Annotated in this window: 18 protein-coding genes; 15 read left to right on the forward strand and 3 right to left on the reverse strand. The window is 64.4% G+C overall.

Annotation, left to right across the window (positions count from 1 at the left end; all coding sequences use genetic code 11):
* Positions 1 to 53: 53 nt before the first annotated feature.
* Genes ABVQ20_RS18940 through ABVQ20_RS18950 form a run of 3 tightly spaced genes read right to left on the reverse strand, consistent with a single transcriptional unit; the run spans position 54 to position 4,938 of the window.
* Positions 54 to 1,379 (reverse strand): ActS/PrrB/RegB family redox-sensitive histidine kinase, encoded by a 1,326-nt coding sequence (locus ABVQ20_RS18940; protein ID WP_354461024.1) that lies wholly within the window; start codon positions 1,377 to 1,379, stop codon positions 54 to 56.
* A 32-nt stretch (positions 1,380 to 1,411) separates the two neighbouring features.
* A complete protein-coding gene (gene hrpB, locus ABVQ20_RS18945) occupies positions 1,412 to 3,991 on the reverse strand; it encodes an ATP-dependent helicase HrpB (RefSeq protein WP_354461025.1) in 2,580 nt (859 codons plus the stop codon).
* A 56-nt stretch (positions 3,992 to 4,047) separates the two neighbouring features.
* Positions 4,048 to 4,938, reverse strand: a complete 891-nt coding sequence (locus tag ABVQ20_RS18950; protein WP_354461026.1) for a DMT family transporter — start codon at positions 4,936 to 4,938, stop codon at positions 4,048 to 4,050.
* A gap of 27 nt (positions 4,939 to 4,965) precedes the next feature.
* Between ABVQ20_RS18950 and ABVQ20_RS18955 the strand changes: the two genes are divergently transcribed.
* The 15 genes from ABVQ20_RS18955 to ABVQ20_RS19025 all read left to right on the forward strand — a co-directional run bounded on the left by ABVQ20_RS18955 (position 4,966) and on the right by ABVQ20_RS19025 (position 19,063).
* Positions 4,966 to 5,664: a PIG-L deacetylase family protein gene (locus tag ABVQ20_RS18955; protein ID WP_354461027.1), complete on the forward strand. Its 699-nt coding sequence runs from the start codon at positions 4,966 to 4,968 to the stop codon at positions 5,662 to 5,664.
* Between the two features lie 235 nt (positions 5,665 to 5,899).
* On the forward strand, positions 5,900 to 7,228 hold the full coding sequence (locus ABVQ20_RS18960; protein WP_354461028.1) for an extracellular solute-binding protein: 1,329 nt from the start codon (positions 5,900 to 5,902) through the stop codon (positions 7,226 to 7,228).
* Between the two features lie 107 nt (positions 7,229 to 7,335).
* A complete protein-coding gene (locus tag ABVQ20_RS18965; protein WP_227349287.1) occupies positions 7,336 to 8,283 on the forward strand; it encodes a carbohydrate ABC transporter permease in 948 nt (315 codons plus the stop codon).
* Positions 8,280 to 9,230: a carbohydrate ABC transporter permease gene (locus tag ABVQ20_RS18970; protein WP_354461029.1), complete on the forward strand. Its 951-nt coding sequence runs from the start codon at positions 8,280 to 8,282 to the stop codon at positions 9,228 to 9,230. The genes ABVQ20_RS18965 and ABVQ20_RS18970 overlap by 4 nt, the downstream gene beginning before the upstream one ends.
* Entirely contained in the window at positions 9,227 to 9,433 is a 207-nt protein-coding gene (locus tag ABVQ20_RS18975) for a hypothetical protein (protein WP_354461030.1), read from the forward strand. The genes ABVQ20_RS18970 and ABVQ20_RS18975 overlap by 4 nt, the downstream gene beginning before the upstream one ends.
* A 2-nt stretch (positions 9,434 to 9,435) precedes the next feature.
* Positions 9,436 to 10,548 (forward strand): ABC transporter ATP-binding protein, encoded by a 1,113-nt coding sequence (locus tag ABVQ20_RS18980; RefSeq protein WP_354461031.1) that lies wholly within the window; start codon positions 9,436 to 9,438, stop codon positions 10,546 to 10,548.
* Positions 10,541 to 11,554, forward strand: coding sequence for an ABC transporter ATP-binding protein (locus ABVQ20_RS18985; protein WP_354461032.1), 1,014 nt, complete (start codon positions 10,541 to 10,543; stop codon positions 11,552 to 11,554). Before ABVQ20_RS18980 ends, ABVQ20_RS18985 begins: the two co-directional genes overlap by 8 nt.
* Before the next feature lie 87 nt (positions 11,555 to 11,641).
* Entirely contained in the window at positions 11,642 to 13,285 is a 1,644-nt protein-coding gene (locus ABVQ20_RS18990; RefSeq protein ID WP_354461033.1) for a dihydroxyacetone kinase subunit DhaK, read from the forward strand.
* A gap of 72 nt (positions 13,286 to 13,357) precedes the next feature.
* Positions 13,358 to 13,960: a dihydroxyacetone kinase subunit DhaL gene (dhaL, locus tag ABVQ20_RS18995; protein ID WP_354461034.1), complete on the forward strand. Its 603-nt coding sequence runs from the start codon at positions 13,358 to 13,360 to the stop codon at positions 13,958 to 13,960.
* Positions 13,957 to 14,346 carry a dihydroxyacetone kinase phosphoryl donor subunit DhaM gene (gene dhaM / locus ABVQ20_RS19000; protein WP_354461035.1) on the forward strand — a complete coding sequence of 130 codons (390 nt, stop codon included), beginning with the start codon at positions 13,957 to 13,959 and terminating at the stop codon, positions 14,344 to 14,346. Before dhaL ends, dhaM begins: the two co-directional genes overlap by 4 nt.
* 21 nt (positions 14,347 to 14,367) lie before the next feature.
* Complete coding sequence (locus tag ABVQ20_RS19005) at positions 14,368 to 14,670, forward strand: HPr family phosphocarrier protein (RefSeq protein WP_354461036.1); 303 nt, start codon at positions 14,368 to 14,370, stop codon at positions 14,668 to 14,670.
* Positions 14,654 to 16,270, forward strand: coding sequence for a phosphoenolpyruvate--protein phosphotransferase (gene ptsP / locus ABVQ20_RS19010; RefSeq protein ID WP_354461037.1), 1,617 nt, complete (start codon positions 14,654 to 14,656; stop codon positions 16,268 to 16,270). Before ABVQ20_RS19005 ends, ptsP begins: the two co-directional genes overlap by 17 nt.
* Positions 16,271 to 16,281: 11 nt before the next feature.
* The gene (locus ABVQ20_RS19015; protein ID WP_354462213.1) at positions 16,282 to 16,707 is read left to right on the forward strand and encodes a hypothetical protein; all 426 of its coding nucleotides are present in this window, start codon (positions 16,282 to 16,284) and stop codon (positions 16,705 to 16,707) included.
* Positions 16,708 to 16,739: 32 nt separating this feature from the next.
* Entirely contained in the window at positions 16,740 to 17,726 is a 987-nt protein-coding gene (dhaK, locus tag ABVQ20_RS19020; RefSeq protein WP_354461038.1) for a dihydroxyacetone kinase subunit DhaK, read from the forward strand.
* A gap of 311 nt (positions 17,727 to 18,037) precedes the next feature.
* A complete protein-coding gene (locus ABVQ20_RS19025; RefSeq protein WP_354461039.1) occupies positions 18,038 to 19,063 on the forward strand; it encodes a nucleotidyltransferase family protein in 1,026 nt (341 codons plus the stop codon).
* The last annotated feature ends 1 nt before the right edge of the window (position 19,064 follow it).

Genomic DNA, 19,064 nt, shown 5'->3' on the forward strand with positions numbered 1-19,064 from the left:
TTCCTGCTGCCTGAATTTTACGCAGATATCGCTCCGCAGCGCCATTGTCCAATTTACGCAGTGTCAAACATGTTGGCCGAAGCCGATTCCGGATTGAGGAAGACGCTGCGCGGCCATGATATCTGCACGATGGCGCCCTCGCCGAGCCCGCTCGAATTGCGAAAATCAAGCGCGGCGCCCGAACGCTCCAGCAGCGTCTTGGCGATGAAGAGGCCGAGACCCAGACCGCCGCCGGCTTCGGTGCCCTGGCGCGTCGACATGTAGGGCTCGCCGATGCGGTCGATGATCTCGGCGGGGAAACCCGGCCCGTCGTCGATGATCGAGAAGGTTACGGCGGCCTCGTCCCAGTTCCAGCTTATCGTGACGGTCTTGCGGGCAAAATCGACGGCGTTCTCGACCAGATTGCCAAGGCCGTAGATGACGCCGGGATTGCGCCGCCCGACAGGCTCGGGGCCGGTGCGCTCGCCTGGCCGAAGCTTGATCGAAATGCCGAAGTCGCGGTGCGGAGCGATCACCTCCTCGACCAGCGACGTCAGCGGCAGCCGCGCCAGATGCGCCTCGCCCTCCGATGACAGGCTGGTCAGGCGCTTGAGGATTTCACGACAGCGTTCGCTCTGCGAGCGAAGCAGTTTGACATCCTCGCCGTATTTCGGATCCTTGCCAAGGGCCTTCTCCATCTCCTTGGCGACAAGCGTGATGGTGGCGAGCGGTGTGCCAAGCTCGTGCGCGGCTGCCGCCGCCAGGCCATCCAGCGCCGAAAGGTGCTGCTCGCGCTGCAGCACCAGTTCGGTGGCCGCGAGTGCGTTGGCCAGAAGCCGCGCTTCCGCGGCGACCCGGAAGGCATACATCGCCGTGAAGGCGATGGAGGACAGCACGGCCATCCACATGCCGGCGACATAGATGAAGGGCATCACCAGCGGCGCCCCCTCATACCAGGGCAGCGGCAAATGCAGGAAGACCAGCAGGGTCGCCGCCGTCATCACCAGCGCACCAAGGATCGCGGTGAGGCGCAATGGCAGCGATGTCGCCGAGATGACCACGGGCACCGTCATCAGCAGCGAGAACGGATTGGTGAGGCCGCCGGTCATGTAGAGCAGTCCGGCAAGCTGCAGGCTGTCGAAGACCAGGATGCCGAAGGCCGCGAACGGCGTGAGCCGATGCGCCGCCGGAAAGCGAAAGGCGAGAAACAGGTTCATCCAGGCCGAGCAGGCGATCAGCGCGAAACACAGGCTGACCGGCAGCGGAAATTTCAGGCCATAGGCAACGACGAGCACCGTCAGACTCTGGCCGACAATGGCAAGCCAGCGCAGCCGGATCAGCGTGTTGAGGCGCAGCCTCTGGCTTTGCTGGAAGTCGGGTGTTCTGACGATATTGATCATGATCAAGGATTACAGGCGCGAGACTGGAAACGCTAGGTGCCGCGCGGTTTGGCGCGGCTGGTGGCGGCGGCCAGCAGCGGGTTTTCCGGCCAGACATGTTTGGGATAGCGGCCGCGCATGTCGGCGCGCACATCGGCCCAGGACCCCCGCCAGAAGCCTGGCAGATCGCGCGTCGTCTGGATGGGGCGGTGCGCTGGCGACAGCAGTTCAAGCGTCAGCGGCACGGTTCCACCGGCGATCGACGGATGCCGGTCGAGGCCAAACAGTTCCTGCACGCGAACCGCCAGAACCGGCCATTCGCCGTCATAGCGGATCGGCACGCGACTGCCTGACGGCGCGTCGAAATGCGTGGGCGCCAGGGCCTCGACCCTGCGCTGAAGGTCGTGCGGCACAAGCGTCGCCAAGCCAGCCGAAATCGCACCCGGATCGATCGCTGAGAACGACGCCGCGCCGGAAAGGAACGGCAGCAGCCAGTCGTCGAGATGTTCCATGAGCGCGGCATCGGACACATCGGGCCAGGGCGCGCCAAGGCCGCGATGCAGCCAGGACAGGCGCTGGCGAAGCGTTTCGGCTTCCTTGCTCCACGGCAGCAGCGACAGCCCGTGCTCACGCAAGGCATCGAGGATCGCCCGGTCGGCATCGGCGCCGGCTGGCGCCGGCAGCATGCGTTCGGAGATAACAATGGCGCCAAGGCGGATGGTCTCGCGCACGCGCACCGCGCGCTTGTCCCGGTCGAAACTGGTTTCGCGGCGGGTCTCGATCCTGTCGGCCAGCGCTGCACGAACATCGGATTCATCGATGGGCGCCGCCGCTGCGATACGCGCATTCTGCGCCTTGCCTTGCAGGTCGGCGACGACGAGCCAGGTCTCGCCCGCCAGCGGATCGGCGGCATCGAGCATGGCGCCTGAGCCATTGGCCAGGACAAAGCGGCCGCGCTCGCCACGCGCCTTGGCGACGCGATCCGGCCAGGCATGAACAAGGAGAGCGCCCGCGCCACCCTCCCCCTCGAGGGGAGGGTCGATCCGCAAAGCGGATCGGGGTGGGGTCGGTTCGGGCACGCCATCGGCGACCCCACCCCGTCTCTCTCGCTTCGCTGCGCTCAGTTCGGTCGCCGACCCTCCCCTCAAGGGGGAGGGTAAGGCCTGTTTCGCCAGCCTCTCCGCAAGCTGCCGCGCGGCGGTGGCGCGCGGCGATCTCTCGGAGCGGAACCGCATCAGCCGCCGCTCAAGATCAGCGCCGTCGCCGCCGAGACCGCGTTCGGTGAGCAGCACGGCAAGCATCGCCGCCTCGTGGGCATGGCCGGTCTTCGCCGCCTCGGCGACCATATGGGCGAGCCGCACCGGCAGAGCGAGCCGGCGCATCGCGGCGCCCGCCTCGGTCAGGCGCCCTGCTCCATCGATCGCATCAAGCGCGCCCAGCAACGCCCTGGCCTCATTGAGCGCGGGAGCCGGCGGCGGATCGAGGAAGGCAAGGCTGGTCGGGTCGGCGACGCCGAAGGCCGCGCAGTCGAGCATCAATCCGGACAGGTCGGCCTCGAGGATTTCCGGTGGCGTGAAGGCTGGCAATGCCGCCGTCTGCTCGGCGCGCCACAGCCGGACCGCGACACCCGGCTGCGTGCGACCGGCGCGGCCGGCCCGCTGGTCGGCGGAGGCCTTGCTGACGCGCACCGTCTCCAATCGCGTCAAGCCGCTGGCCGGTTCGTAGCGCGGCAGGCGCGAGAGGCCGGAATCAACGACGACGCGCACGCCGTCGATGGTGATGGACGTCTCGGCGATCGAAGTCGCCAGCACCACCTTGCGGCGGCCGGATGGCGACGGCTTGATCGCCGCGTCCTGCTGCTTGCCGTCGAGCATGCCGTAGAGCGGCACGATATCGGTGTCGGCGCCGAGCTTGCCGGCCAGCCGTTCGGCGGTGCGCTCGATCTCGCGCTGACCGGGCAGGAAAGCGAGCACGCTGCCGCTCTCGTCGGCAAGGGCCGAGCGGATCGCCTTGGCCATGGCGTCCTCGATCGCGATGCCGGCTGGCCGTTCGTCGTAGCGGATGTCGACGGGAAAGGCGCGGCCTTCGCTTTCGATCACCGGCGCGCCCGACAGCAGCTTGGCGACACGCGCGCCGTCGAGCGTCGCCGACATCACAGCCAAGCGCAGGTCCGGGCGTAGCGCGCCTTGCACGTCAACAGCCAGCGCCAGACCGAAATCGCCGTCGAGCGAGCGCTCGTGGAATTCGTCGAAGATCACCGCAGAGATGCCGGGCAGTTCGGGATCGTCGAGGATCATCCGCGCCAGCACGCCTTCAGTGACAACCAGTATCCTGGTCTTCGCCGAGGTGCGGTTTTCCATGCGCATGGCATAGCCGACGGTGGCGCCGGGCTCCTCGCCAAGCAGTTCGGCCATGCGGCGGGCGGCGGCGCGGGCGGCCAGCCGGCGCGGTTCGAGCAAGACGATCTTGCCGGCGCCCAGCCAGGACGCATCGAGCAGCGCCAGCGGCACCAGCGTCGTCTTGCCGGCGCCGGGCGGCGCCACCAACACGGCGCTGTTGCCATGACCGAGCGCATCGCTGAGCGCCGGCAGCACGGCGGATACCGGAAGCTCCGGCAGGGGTTTTGTCGTCATCGCGTCCGCATATCAGCGGTCGCGGTCGCCATGCAACGTGTGCGGCTGATACACACTCAAAGTCGGGTCCGCGAAAACGGGTTCCAGCGCACCGTGCCCAGCCGTGCCTCTTCCCGCACCATGGTCAGCAGGCCGGAGCCGCCAACGACCGCGAGACCTACCAGCGACAGCCAGTCCGGGTATTCCCGGAAGAACAGGGCGCCGAGGATCACCGCCCAGACGATCTGCGAATAATGCGTCGGGGCGATCCGGTTGGCGGGCGCGTATTTGGCTGCCAGCAGCTGCAGCAATTGCCCGCCTGCGGTGAAAGCGCCCGCCAGCACCAGCCAGACAAGCTGCATGGCATTCGGCAAGGTGAAAAAGGTGGCGGCGGCGCCGACCCCGTTGAACAGCAGGCCATAGCCCACGAGCACGCCGAGCATCGATGTACGCTTTTCCTGCTGGGCAAGCGATCGCATCAGGATGATGATGGTCGCGGCGAGGAAGGCATTCACAAAAGCGGCCAGATGGCCGAGGTTCAATTCACGAAAACCCGGCCGCACCACCAGCATCACCCCGGCAAAGCCTGCAAACACCGCCAACCACCGCCAGGGGCCAACCTTTTCCTTCAGGATGACGGTCGACAGGATGGTGACCAGCAAGGGAGCCAGAAAGACCAGGGCGTAGACTTCGGCCAGCGGAATGGTGGTGAAGGAATAGACGCTGAGCACACCGGAGGCGATGCCGGCCCAGGCCCGCGCCTGCACGGCCCACGGCCGCTTCATGCGCCAGAAATCACGCCAGCGCTCGCCCACCGGGCGCGTGAAGAACAGGAACAAGCCGGCAAACAAGGTCGTGAAGAAGCCGATCTCGAAGACGGTGAACTGTCCGCCCAGGCTCTTGATAACGGCATCGCTGCCCGAATAGCTTGCATAGGCGATCAGGGCGAGCAGAATTCCGTTCGTCACGTTTTTCCATTTCCGGGAGAGAGTAGCTTGAAAATACTGGCGCTCGGTGCGCATCCGGATGACATCGAGATCTTCATGTTCGGTACGATGGCGGCCTATGCGGCGCAAGGCGCAGAACTCACTTTTGCCGTGGCCACGGATGGGGCCAGGGGCGGCAAGAGCGACCCCACGGTTCTCGCCCGCTTCCGTCGCGAGGAAGCGACCGCTGCCGCTGCGCTGCTTGGCGCGACCCCGCGCTTCCTTGACTTTCCCGATGGCGAGCTGATGGCCGATGCCGCGCTGATCGGCGCGCTGAAAACGCTGATACGCGAGACCGGACCGGATCTGGTGATCACGCATGCACCCAACGACTATCACGCCGATCACCGCGCGCTGTCGGACGGCGTGCGGATCGCGGCCTCGTTCGGTGTTCCGGTTGTCCACGCCGACACGATGGGCGGCACCGGGTTTTCGCCAACACATTATGTCGATATTTCCGCTTATGGCGACATCAAGGCGAAGGCGATCCGGATGCATCGGTCGCAGGGGCCAGAGCAATATGTCGACAGGGCGCGCATCCAGAACGAGTTTCGCGCCGGTCAATGCAACGGCGTCTCCGGTTCACTGGCCGAGGCCTTTCGCTTTGAGCCCAGATTCCCCTTCGCCGACATACGCGCCTTGTTGCCGCCCGCGCCTCCGCTCCGGCCGGTGATGCCAAACCCGAACATCGTCATCCCGGTCGGCTGACAGGTTGCCGGAAGAACCGCCCGGCGGTCATTTCCCAACGATTTCAATCACCCGGTTTCGTCATGCTGCGACGCAGCAACGAATTCGCTTGCGTTGTTTAGTAAAAATTGCATCACTAAACAAATTACTAAACATCCGCCGCGCTGCCGCGCCGCCATGTTTAGGCCCCTGAGGAGAGGGGTTGAGGGTTCTTGAAACTCGTCATCCGGGCGTGTTTCGCAAATGGGAGGAAGGCATGAAATCGAGCTTGAAACTGGCGTTGGGACTGGCCTCGGCGATATCAGCGTCGACCGCCGTCTCGAGTGTCGCGCACGCTGAAGACCTGACGCTGTGCTGGGCCGCCTGGGACCCCGCCAACGCGCTTGTCGAACTGTCCAAGGACTTCACCAAGCAGACCGGCATCGGCATGAAATTCGAGTTCGTGCCGTGGACCAACTACGCCGACCGCTTCCTCAACGAACTGAACTCGCACGGCAAGCTGTGCGACCTGATCATCGGCGACAGCCAGTGGATCGGCGGCGCCGCCGAGAACGGCCACTACGTCAAGCTGAACGACTTCTTCGACAAGGAGAAGATCAGCATGGACGACTTCGTGCCGGCGACGGTCCTTGGCTATTCGGAGTGGCCGAAGAACACGCCGAACTACTGGGCATTGCCGGCGATGGCCGACGCGGTCGGCTGGACCTATCGCAAGGACTGGTTCTCGCGCCCCGAGTTGCAGACCGAGTTCAAGGCGAAATACGGACGCGATCTGGCGCCGCCCAAGACCTATGATGAGCTCAAGGACATTGCCAAGTTCTTCCAGGGCCGCGATATCGACGGCAAGAAGGTCTACGGCGCCTACATTTTCACCGAGCGGGGCTCTGAAGGCATCACCATGGGCGTGACAAACGTCCTCTACGACTACGGCTTTCAATACGAGAATCCGAAGAAGCCGTACGACATGAAGGGCTTCGTCAATTCGGCGGGCGCGGTGAAGGGCCTCGAGTTCTACAAGGATCTCTACAAGTGCTGCACCGCGCCGGGCATGACCGACGCCTACATGTCGGAGGGGCTTGACGCCTTCAAGTCAGGTCAGGTGGCCATGCAGATGAACTGGTTCGCGTTCTTCCCCGGTCTGTACAAGGACCCGAACGTCGGTGGCGACAAGATCGGGTTCTTCCCCAACCCTGCCGGGCCGGACGCTCACTTCACGCAACTTGGCGGCCAAGGCATCTCGGTGGTCTCATACTCGGACCACAAGGACGCCGCGCTGAAGTACATCAAGTGGTTCGCCCAGCCGGCTGTTCAGCAGAAGTGGTGGGAGATCGGTGGCTACTCGGCGCTGAAGGCAGTGGTGGAAGCCCCGTCGTTCCCGAAAAGCGCGCCCTTCGCCCCTGACTTCCTCGCATCGATGCAGATGGTGAAAGACTTCTGGGCTGAGCCAAGCTACGCCACACTGCTGCAGGCGATGCAGAAGCGCGTCCACGACTACGTCGTGGCCGACCAGGGCACCGCCAAGGAAGCGCTCGACAGCCTGGTCAAGGACTGGACATCGACCTTCCAGGACGACGGCAAGATGTAAGGCTCCTCCCGAGCCATGGCCGAGTGTCCCGTGCCGCCCTTGGCACGGGACACAGTTCAGATAAAATCCATCATCGAGACGAGCACGTGACCGAAGCAGGAATGACCATGCTCAATCGGACCGCGGACAGCGTTGCCCGGGCGACCCCGGAACCGTTGGCGCGCAAAGTCCGTGGCATCAGCGACAAGGGCCTGGCGTGGCTGTTCATCTCGCCGACGATCCTTCTGCTGCTCGCCATCAACATCTTCCCGCTGTTCTGGGCGATCTATCTGTCGTTCACCAATTACCGCGCCAACCGGTCGAACGAGGTTGTCAAGAACCTCGGCTTTGCCAACTACCAGCGCATCCTCGGCGACCAGGATGTCTGGATCGCCATGCAGACGACGGCGCATTTCGTCTTCTGGACCATCCTGCTGCAGACGGTGATCGGCTTCACGCTGGCCTGGCTGATCGACCGCAAGTTCCGCGGCCACGCCTTCTGGACCACCATCATCCTGGTGCCGATGATGCTGTCGCCCGCCGTGGTCGGCAATTTCTGGCGCTTCCTCTACCAACCTCAGACCGGGCTCTTCAATTACATCGTCGCCTTTTTCACGGGCGTGCCGCCTTCCTCCTTCGAGATGCTGGGCAGCGTGCAGCTCGCGCCGTGGGCCATCGTCATCGTCGACACCTGGATGTGGACGCCCTACGTGATGCTGATCTGCCTCGCCGGCCTGCGTTCGATCCCCGAATACATCTATGAAGCGGCCGAGGTCGACCGCGCCTCCAACTGGCGGCAGTTCTGGTCGATCACGCTGCCGATGGCGCTGCCCTTCATCATGCTGGCGGTGCTGTTTCGCGGCATCGAGAACTTCAAGATGTTCGACATGGTCAACCTGCTCACCGGTGGCGGGCCGGGCTCGACCACCGAGGTCGCCTCGATCACGCTGAAGCGGCAGGCCTTCGAGAGCTGGCGCACCGGCTATTCCTCGGCCTTCGCCATCATACTCTTCGTCGCGGTGTTTGGTTTGGCCAACATCTACGTCAAGGCGCTCAACAAGGTGAAGCAGAGATGAGCCTGACATCAGCCCATTCCGTCGTCGCCCCCAGCGCCAACTCGAAGCGGATCGCGGGTGCGATCATCATCGCCTATGCGCTGATCTCGATCGTGCCGCTGCTGTGGATCTTCGCCACCAGCTTCAAGACGCCGCCGGATTCGATCGCCTATCCGCCCAAGATCGTCTTCCAGCCGAGCATCGAGGGCTACTGCAACCTGTTCACGACGCGGACCCGGCAGACGCCGGAGTACATCAATTCGCTAGGCCCGGCGACGGGCATCTGCGACGAGACCGCGCGCGAGCGCAACATGGTCATCGCCGGCCCGTCCAACTTCCTGCCGCGCTTCGTCAACTCGCTGATCATCGCCTTCGGCTCAACCTTCTGCGCGGTGTTCCTCGGCACGCTATCGGCCTATGGTTTCTCGCGCTTCAAGGTGCCGCTGGCGGACGACCTTCTGTTCTTCATCCTGTCGACGCGCATGATGCCGCCGATCGCCGTCGCCATCCCGATCTACCTGATGTACCGCGAGCTTGGCCTGTCCGACACCGCGCTCGGCATGATCCTGCTCTACACCGCCGTCAACGTCTCGCTCGCTGTCTGGTTGCTGAAAGGCTTCATCGACGAGATCCCGCGCGAATATGAGGAGGCGGCGATGATCGATGGCTATACGCGGCTGCAGGCGTTCTGGCGCACGGTGCTGCCGCAGGCAACCACAGGCATTGCCGCGACCGCCATCTTCTGCCTGATCTTTGCCTGGAACGAATATGCGTTCGCCTCGCTGCTCACGTCCGGCACGGCACAGACCGCGCCGCCGTTCATCCCGACCATCATCGGCGAAGGCGGCCAGGACTGGCCGGCGGTTGCGGCGGGCACGACGATCTTCCTGGTTCCGATCCTTGTCTTCACCATCCTGCTTCGCAAGCAATTGCTGCGCGGCATCACCTTCGGCGCGGTGCGCAAATGAGCATGACCAAGCCCGTAAAACGCAAAACGCGCTGGCCGGTCTGGGCCAGGCGCGGCCTGATGGAAAACATCGCGACGGCGCTGATCGCCATCGGTTTCCTGATGCTGTTCCAGCCCTTCGCGCTGTCCCTCTACACCTATTCCTTCATCACCATGCTCGCCGGCACCGTGATGTTCATCATCGTCTCGAAGTTCCCGGAATAATCATGGCCGAAATCCGCGTCCAACATTTGAGAAAGGCCTTCGGCGATTTCGTCGCCGTGCAGGATTCCAACTTCGTTGTCGAGGATGGCGAGTTCTTCGTCATGCTGGGACCATCAGGCTGCGGCAAGACGACGACGCTGCGCATGATCGCCGGGCTCGAGTTGCCGACCGGCGGCCAGATCCTGCTCGGCGGCGACGACGTCACCATGCTGCGGGCACGCGAGCGCGACATCGCCTTCGTCTTCCAGCTGTTCGCGCTCTACCCTCACATGAATGTGCGCAAGAACATCGGCTTCCCGCTGCTGGCGCAAGGCATGCCATCAGCCGAAATCCGCACCAGGGTCGAGGAGACGGCGAAGCTGTTGCGCATCGACCATCTGCTCGACAAATCCGTCTCCGGTCTCGCCGGCGGCGATCGCCAGCGCGTTGCGCTCGGCCGCGCCATCGTGCGGCGGCCAAAATGCTTCCTGATGGACGAGCCGCTGGGAACCCTTGATACTGAATTCCGCGATTTGATGGTCCATGAGTTGCGCGAGTTGCACAACCGCATCCACGCCACGACCGTCTATGTCACGCATGACCAGATGGAAGCGATGTCAATGGCCGACAAGATCGCCGTCATGAACCACGGCGTCATCGAACAGTTCGGAAGCCCACGCGAAATCTACGACCGCCCAGCGACCATGTTCGTCGCCGACTTCATCGGTTCGCCGCCAATGAATTTCCTGGGGTTCGGCGGCGGGCTCGCCAAAGGCGCGAAGGAGATCGTCGTGCAGGGCGCGACAGTGGCCGTGCCCGAGGTGCGCGAGGACATCGCGCCCAGCGACATGGCACTCGGCATCCGCCCGGAACACATCCGCTTCGACGATGCCTCCAAACTACGCGGCGCTATCTACGGCACCGAATATCTCGGCACCACGCAGATCGTCGCGGTGGAAACGGCGGATGGCATCATCAAGGCGCGCGTGCCGGCCGAAATCCGGCTCAATACCGGCGATCATGTCGGCCTGACACTGAACAGCGCGCGGCTGTCGCTGTTCGACAAGGGGTCCGGCCGCGCGGTGAGGACCGCTGTCCACGACACCGCCTCGGAGCGGAGGGCGCAGCATGGCTGACGTGCACATCAAGAACGTGACCAAGAGTTTCGGCGACCATGTCGCCGTCGATGGTCTCGACCTGCATATCGCCGATGGCGAATTCGTCGTGCTGCTCGGGCCGACCGGGGCCGGCAAGACGACAACGCTGCGGCTGATCGCCGGGCTGGAACGGCCGGATGCCGGCACGATCGCAATCGGCGGTCATGACGCCACGACGCTATCGCCGGCCGAGCGCGACACCGCTTTCGTCTTCCAGCAATATTCGCTCTATCCGCATCTGTCGGTGTTCGACAATCTCGCCTTTCCGCTGCGCTCGCCGGCACGAAGAATTCCGGAGGACCAGATCCGCCGCCGGGTCGAGGAAGTGGCTGGCATGGTGCGCATCCATCACAAGCTCGCCAACCGCTCGACAAAGCTGTCGGGCGGCGAAATGCAGCGCGTCGCCATCGGCCGCGCGCTGGTGCGCAAACCAGCCATCTACCTGATGGATGAGCCGCTGTCGTCGCTCGATGCAAAACTACGCGCGGACCTGCGGCTCGAATTGAAACGCATCCAGTCCGAACTCGGCGCCACCATGCTCTATGTCACCCACGACCAGATCGAGGCGATGACGATGGCCGACCGCATCGGCATTCTCGCCGACGGCGTGCTGGTGCAGATCGGCTCGCCGCGAACCATCTATTCCGAGCCGGCAAACCTGCATGTCGCTGCAAGGCTCGGCCAGCCCGCGATCAATCTTCTGCCCACCGGGCTGCTGCCCGATGCCGACGCGCCGACAGGAACCAAGACGATCGGTGCGCGCACCGAGCACCTGGCGATCGAGAAGGCCACGAATGGCCATGCCGACGGCGTCGTCGACTGGGTCGAGCATCTCGGCGACCAGAACCACCTGCATGTGACGGTGGGGCCGAAGAAGCTGGTGACGCTGACCGATCCGGACACCGATCTGGCGCAAGGCGACAAGGTGATGATCCGCTACCGCTCGCCGCTCTATTTCGGCGCCGACGGACAAAGACTGATGTGAACGGGGCTGATGTGAACGGTTTTCGGTGTTTCCCCTGGGGTTCAGCACCGGCCTCTGATTGACGATTGCGAATACGGGACAAATTCGATGAAGCACTTTTTCAACCGCCGGGAAACGATCGTCACCGAGGCGCTGGACGGCCTGTTGCGGACCATCGGCGCTGGCGATCTCGCGCGCCTCGACGGCTACCCCGAGATCAAGGTCATCCTGCGCGCCGATTGGGACAAGGCAAGGGTCAGCGTCGTCTCCGGTGGTGGGGCCGGGCATGAGCCTTCGCATGCCGGCTTCGTCGGCAAGGGTATGCTGACGGCGGCTGTCTCTGGCGAGATCTTTGCCTCGCCGAGCGTCGAAGCGGTGCTGGCGGCCATCCGCGCAGTCACCGGCCCTGCCGGCTGCCTGCTGATCGTCAAGAACTACACCGGTGACCGCCTCAATTTCGGCCTGGCCGCCGAGAAGGCGCGCGCCGAAGGCTTTCGTGTCGAGATGGTGATCGTCGCCGACGACATCGCGCTCCCCGACATTGCCCAGCCACGCGGCGTTGCCGGCACGCTGTTCGTGCACAAGATCGCAGGGCATCTGTCGGAAGCTGGCCACGATCTGGCGGATATCGCGGCTGCGGCACGAGCGGCGGCGAAGGACATTGTTTCGCTCGGCATGTCGCTGTCGTCCTGCTCTATCCCCGGCCAGCCGCACGAGGACAGGTTTGGTGCTGATGATGGCGAGCTCGGCCTCGGTATCCACGGCGAGCCCGGCGTCGAACGCATTGCCGTGCAAAGCGCCGACCGGCTGGTCGCGATCATGGCGGAGCGCCTTGCAGCGCGGCTCGATCCGAAGGCTACCCATGCCTTGCTGATCAACAACCTCGGCGCGGTGCCGCCGCTCGAAATGTCTCTTGTAGCCAACGCCGTGCTTGCCTCGCCGCTCGCCAAAACCATCAAGCTGACGATCGGCCCTGGACCGCTGATGACGGCGCTCAACATGAACGGCTTCTCGCTGTCGCTGATCCGGCTGGATGCGGCGCGCGAGGCTGCCTTGCTGGAGCCGGTCGGCCCGCACGCATGGATGCCGGCAAAGCCTGTCGTTGCGCCGGCTGTGGTGCCACTGGCCAAAAACGCCGGCGAAAGCACGGCACGCAAGCCCAGCCAGGACGCACGCACCAGACGCCTCATCACCACCGTCTGCGAAAGGCTGATTTCACTCGAAGCGGCATTGAACGGACTGGACGCCAAGGCCGGCGACGGCGACACCGGCTCGACGGTGGCGACCGGTGCGCGCAGCGTGCTGGAGCGCCTTGATACGCTGCCGCTGGCGGACTCTGCTGCTACCCTTGGCGCTCTGGGCAATATTCTGAGCGCCTCCATGGGCGGCTCCAGCGGGGTGCTGCTGTCGATCTTCTTCACGGCGGCGGCGCAGGCCCTGGATGCCGGCGCCGGCCTGGCCAAGGCGCTGCTTGCGGGGCTTGAGCGGATGACTTTCTACGGTGGCGCCGCAACTGGGGATCGCACCATGGTCGATGCCCTGGAGCCCGCCCTGAGAGCGCTCGACGCTCATGGCCTGGAGGACGCGGCGGCAGCGGCCCGACGCGGCGCCGAGGCCACGGCGGCCATGGACAAGGCCAAGGCCGGACGGTCCGCCTATGTCGGCAGCAAGCTGCAGGGGGTGGTCGACCCCGGGGCTCATGCGGTGGCCGAGGTCTTCGCGGCCGTCGCCGCGCTGCATGCCGCGGCCTGACGCATGCTTGAGTTGTCGAATGACAGTTCTTTCGCTACTGCCGGCAGGATGGAAACCGGGAATTCGGGTGACATGGCGGCGTTGAACCTTTCCAGGCTGATCGCGGCCGCCGCGGATGCGATTGCTGATAACGCCGAGGCGTTGACGGCGCTCGACCAGGCGATCGGCGACGGCGACCACGGGCTCAACATGAAGCGCGGGTTCGAGGTGGTGCGCGGCGAGGCCGAGGCTTTTTCGGCCAAACCGCTGCCCGACGCATTGAAGGCGATCGGCACCAAGCTGGTGATGACGGTCGGCGGTGCCTCCGGCCCGCTGTTCGGTACCTTGTTCATGGCGCTCGGCAAGGAGATTTCGGCGGATCCCGATCGCACCAACCTGACGACGGCTTTTGGCAAGGCGATCGACGCGGTGGCCGCGCGGGGCAAGTCGCAAGCTGGACAGAAAACCATGCTGGATGTGCTGCAGCCAGTGCATGAGGCGTTGTTGCAAGGAAAGACCGCAGCGGAGATTGCGGATGTCGCCGACAGGGCTGCCGAGGCAACCATACCAATGAAGGCCCTGCGCGGCCGCGCCTCGTTCCTTGGCGACCGTTCGATCGGCCACATGGATGCCGGCGCGCGCTCGACCGCGCTGCTGGTGCGCGCCGTTGTCGAAACCATCGGGGAACGTGCATGAGCAATGTCGGGATCGTAATCGTGTCGCATTCCCCGCTGGTCGCGGAAGGCACGGCCGACATGGTACGCCAGATGGTGGGCGACGAAGTGCCGCTTGCGTGGTGCGGCGGAAACGGCCATGGCGGGCTGGGCACCAGCGTCGAAGCCATCATGGCGGCCATCGAGAAGGCGTGGTCGGAGGCGGGTGTCGCGGTTCTCGTCGATCTCGGCGGCGCCGAGACCAACAGCGAGATGGCGGTGGAAATGATCGGCGAGCCGCGTGCGCAGAAGATCATCGTCTGCAACGCGCCGATCGTCGAAGGCGCGGTGATGGCGGCGACCGAGGCTTCTGGCGGCGCCTCGCTCAAGGAAGTGGTGGCGACGGCGCATGAACTGTCGCCGTCGTGAGTGAACGGGAATTCTGAAGACATGTCCGCAGCCGCCGAAGCCATCGTCCTGATCACCCACGAGGTTGGGCTGCATGCGCGTCCTTCGGTGAAGTTCACCAAGCTTGCCAAGAGCTTTGCCGCCGAGGTTGAGATAGCGCTTGCCGCCAACGGCCCATGGTTCGACGCCAAGAGCATCGTCAAGGTGATGGCCACCAAGGCGCCGAAGGGCACGCTGTTGCACATCAGGGCCAGAGGCGACGGCGCCAAGGATGCCGTTGGGGCGCTGGTCGAACTGGTGCGACGGGATTTCGACGAAGGCGCGGACCATGCCCGAACCGCTTAGGCTCCAGGGCATTTCGGCCTCGGCCGGCTATGCCGAGGGGCCGTTGTTCAACCTCGACGGGATCGCATCGCCCTATGCCGGCAAGGCAACCGCCGCTGACGAGAAAGCAGCGCTCGAAACCGCGATCGGCATTGCAACGGCTCGTCTCACTGCCTTGATCGAAACGGCCGACAGCGACGCGGCCGGCATTCTCGAATTCCAGGTCGCCATGCTGGAGGACGACGCATTGAGCAGCCCGGCCTTTGCCGCGATCGCGGCCGGCCAGCCGGCCGATGCCGCATGGCGACAGGCGCTCGACGCCGAAATCGGCGGATACGAGAGTTCGGAGCAGCATTACTTCCGGGCGCGCGCCGCCGACATCCGCGATATCAGGGACCAGGTGCTGCGCGCCTTGACCGCGGACGGCGATATCCAGGCGCCAGCGGGCGCCATCTTCTATGGCGAGGACATCGCGCCGACGCGTTTTCTCGAAACCGACTGGAGCGGCGGCGGTGGCATCGCTCTGAAGGCCGGCAGCACGGCAAGCCATGTCGCCATGCTGGCGCGCTCGCGTGGCGTGCCAATGGTGGTTGGGCTTGGGGTGGTCGGGCCTGGGGTGGTTGGGCTTGGCCACTCGTCGGCCAATCCTGCCGGCACAGCGCTGCTCGACGCCGAACATGGCGGCATCGTGCTTTCTCCCTCCAGGACCGAGATCGATGCCTTTCGCCAATCGTCTCTGTCCTTCGCGGCGCGGCGCGACCGGGCCGGGACGTTCCTGGCGCGGCCGGCGCTGACGAAAGCCGGCACGGCGGTGCGCGTTCAGGTCAACATCGCCGATCCGTCCGATGTCGACGGCATCGACATTGCGACCTGCGACGGTGTCGGCCTGATGCGCACCGAATTCCTGTTCGGCAAGACATTGCCGGACGAGGAGACGCAGTATCGCTGTTATCGCAAGGTGCTGGAATGGGCCGGCGAGAAGCCGGTGACGATCCGCACCGTTGACGCCGGCGGCGACAAGCCGGTGCCCGGTTTCACCGTGGAAGAAAGCAATCCGTTCCTCGGCCTTCGCGGTATCAGGCTGTCGCTGGCGCGGCCGGAGGTGTTTCGTGTACAAATCCGGGCACTGCTGCGCGCCGCCATCCACGGCAGTCTGAAAGTGATGTTCCCGATGATCGCTGTTGTGGAGGAATACAGGCAGGCGGCGGTGATGTTCGCCGAGGAGCGGGCCGCGCTCGATGTTCGCGGCATCCCACACAAGATGCCGCCGCTCGGCATCATGGTCGAGGTGCCTTCGGTGGCGATCATGCCGGAGGCTTTTACCGAAGCAGCCTTCTTTTCGATCGGCTCCAATGACCTCGCCCAATATGTGATGGCGGCGGCGCGCGACAATGCCACTGTCGCGCATCTCAATTCTGTTCGTCATCCGGCGGTGCTGCGGCTGATCGGCTCGGTCATGGCCTTCGGACGGGAACGCGGGATTCCGGTCAGCCTGTGCGGCGATGCCGGTGGCGATCCAGCCTCGATCCCCTCGCTGCTCGAAGCAGGTCTGCGTGATCTGTCCGTCGCGCCGGCTCAACTCGCCATGGCCAAGGCGGCCATCGCGGACGTTTCGATCTAGGCATGGCTGGCATGGTCGACAAGACGCCTGAACCTGGTTCCGAAGAGGCGATCCGCGCCTACAAGACGATCCTGTCGCACGTCATCGACCAGCGCCCGTCCGGCATGCGCCAGCGCCTCGCCGACGCGCTGGGCAAACACCGCAGTTTCGTCACGCAGATTTCGAGCCCCGCCTATTCGATCCCGATTCCGTCAAAACATTTGCCGGCTATTTTTTCAGTCTGCCATTTCAGCCCGGCCGAGCGCGACCAGTTTCTCGCCGCCTACCACCAGGCGCATCCCGGCAAGATCTCGGTGGCCGCCGGCATGCGCAAGACGCGGCATGTATCACTGATCGTTCCCGATTTCGGCGACGACAAGCAGAACGCCGCGCTCGACAAAGCGGTGAATGACTTCATCCAGAAGATTACCAGCATCACCGGCAAGGGTGGCAGCTGAATATTTCTTGCCGGGTTGTTTGGGAGGACACCATGAAGAAATTTATGAATTCGGTGGACACGGTGCTGACCGAGAGCCTCGACGGTTTCGTTGCCGCCCATGCCGACATCCTTGTGCTTGGTGACGAGCACAAATTCATCCGCCGCAAGAGCTTGCGGTCGGGCAAGGTGGCGCTGATCTCCGGCGGCGGCTCCGGCCACGAGCCGCTGCATGGCGGTTTCGTCGGCCACGGCATGCTGGATGCCGCCTGCCCCGGCCAGGTGTTCACCTCGCCGACGCCCGACCAGATGCTGGCGGCGGCGGCGGCCGTCAATACCGGCGCCGGCTGCCTGTTCATCGTCAAGAACTATGAGGGCGACGTCATGAATTTCGACATGGCCGCCGAAATGTCGGAAGGCGTGTTGCAGGTGGTGATCAATGACGATGTCGCCGTCGAGAATTCATCCTTTACGACCGGCCGGCGCGGCGTCGCCGGCACGCTGGTGGTGGAAAAAATCGTCGGCGCCGCGGCCGAGCATGGCCTGGCGCTGGCACCGCTGAAAGCGCTGGGCGACCGCGTCAATGCGGCCACCCGTTCGATGGGTGTGGCGCTGACCAGCGGCACCGTGCCGGCGGCGGGCAAGCCGACTTTCGACATCGGCGAAGGCGAGATGGAGTTCGGCGTCGGCATCCATGGCGAACCCGGTCGCCGACGCGACACGTTGAAAAGCGCCGATGCGATTGCCGAGGAAATCTGCGCCGCGATCATCGGCGATCTGGGCGACAAGGCGAAAGGCCCGGCGCTGCTGTTCGTCAACGGTTTTGGCGGCACGCCGCTGATGGAGCTCTATCTGATGTACAACAGCGCCCGCCGAATTTTCGAGAAGCACGGCGTGACCATAACCCGCTCGCTAGTCGGCTCCTATGTGACCTCGCTCGACATGGCCGGATGCTCGATCACGTTGACCATCCTTGACGCAGAAACGACCAGCCTGTGGGACGCGCCAGTCCATGCCCCCGCGTTGCGCTGGGGCATGTAGCATCGAATATCATTGTCAAACGACGTGAGTTGGGAAGGCCTCGAAATGTCGGGCGCCAGGCTCAACGGTACTGCGGTCAGCCTGCCGGAAGGGACGTATTGGAGACAGCTGTGACGCCGGACAATTTCCCTGCCTTGCGTAGCACCGGCGCTTGATAGGCTTTCTTGCTCATGCCATTCCCTTTGCCCAATAACAATCAGTGCAAATCAACATATACGTCGCCCACTCGCAAGAGCGGCTCTGGCTTCGGCTCCGCTTTTCTGCAACCCTCTTTCTGGAACACCCCACTCATTGACGAAACTGCCTGGACAATGCTGCCTCCTCTTTCGCCGACCAACAAAAAGCTGCTGCTGCGCTACGCCGATCCGGAAGCGTTGATCGTTGGCGACAGTACTGATTCGGCCGACACCCTGTCGGCCTTGCTGGCCAATGCGGAGTTCCATGGCACCCTGCCCGTCATGCTGCGCAAACTCCGGGAGCGCGGTGACGAGAACTTGCCGAGGGACGCGGCGTTGCAGGCGACGTTGCACGGCCTGCGCCAGAAGGCGACGATCATCACCGGCCAATCGATGCTGTTGCAGTACCACGGCGACCGGATCATGAAGGCGCTCGCCGCCAACGGCATTCCGGCGCGGATCGTCAAGGGACCGGTCTTTGCGCGAAAGCTCTATCGCAATGTCGCCGACAGGCCGTTTACCGACATCGACATCCTCGTCGAACCGGCCCGTTTGGCCGACGCCAACCGGACCATCGCGGCATGCGGCTTCGAGCTTGGCGGTGACGAGGCCCAATCCTATGAGCTGCAGGAATTCAAATGGCTCGAAAAGGAGAATTCGAGCCTGCTGGTCGAATTGCATGGCGACCTCGTGCATGACACCGGCATGCGGCGGCGGCTGTCGCTGGGGTACCGTGAATTGCGTGCGATCGACGGCGAGGCAAGCGACACGCCAGCAGCGCTGCTGACGATCGCCATCGTCCACGCCGCCGGCGGGCACAAATTCCATCGGCTGCAGCTTTGCGTCGACGTGCTGCAAGGCGTGCGCGCGCTGCGGTCCCCGGACGCCGAAGCGCGTCTGCTCGATGCTGCCCGCATGACCGGCATCGAACTCGAACTGGCGACCGTGCTCAACGTGACCGGCAGGCTGTTCGACGAAAGACGAGCGCTTGAACTCGCCAGCCGGATCAAGCCCGATCTCGGCATCCGCTTAGCCCAGCGGCTGATCACTGGGAATACGCTGCTGAACGTCAACTCCAGGGACAAGATGCGCTCGCGCCTGCGCCGCGACGCCTTCCGCTGGATCCAGAGGCTTGCCAAACCCAGGCCGCGCTTCGCCTGAA

Origin of the sequence: Mesorhizobium shangrilense (assembly GCF_040537815.1) — a bacterium.
In the GTDB taxonomy this organism is placed as follows: Bacteria; Pseudomonadota; Alphaproteobacteria; order Rhizobiales; family Rhizobiaceae; genus Mesorhizobium; species Mesorhizobium shangrilense.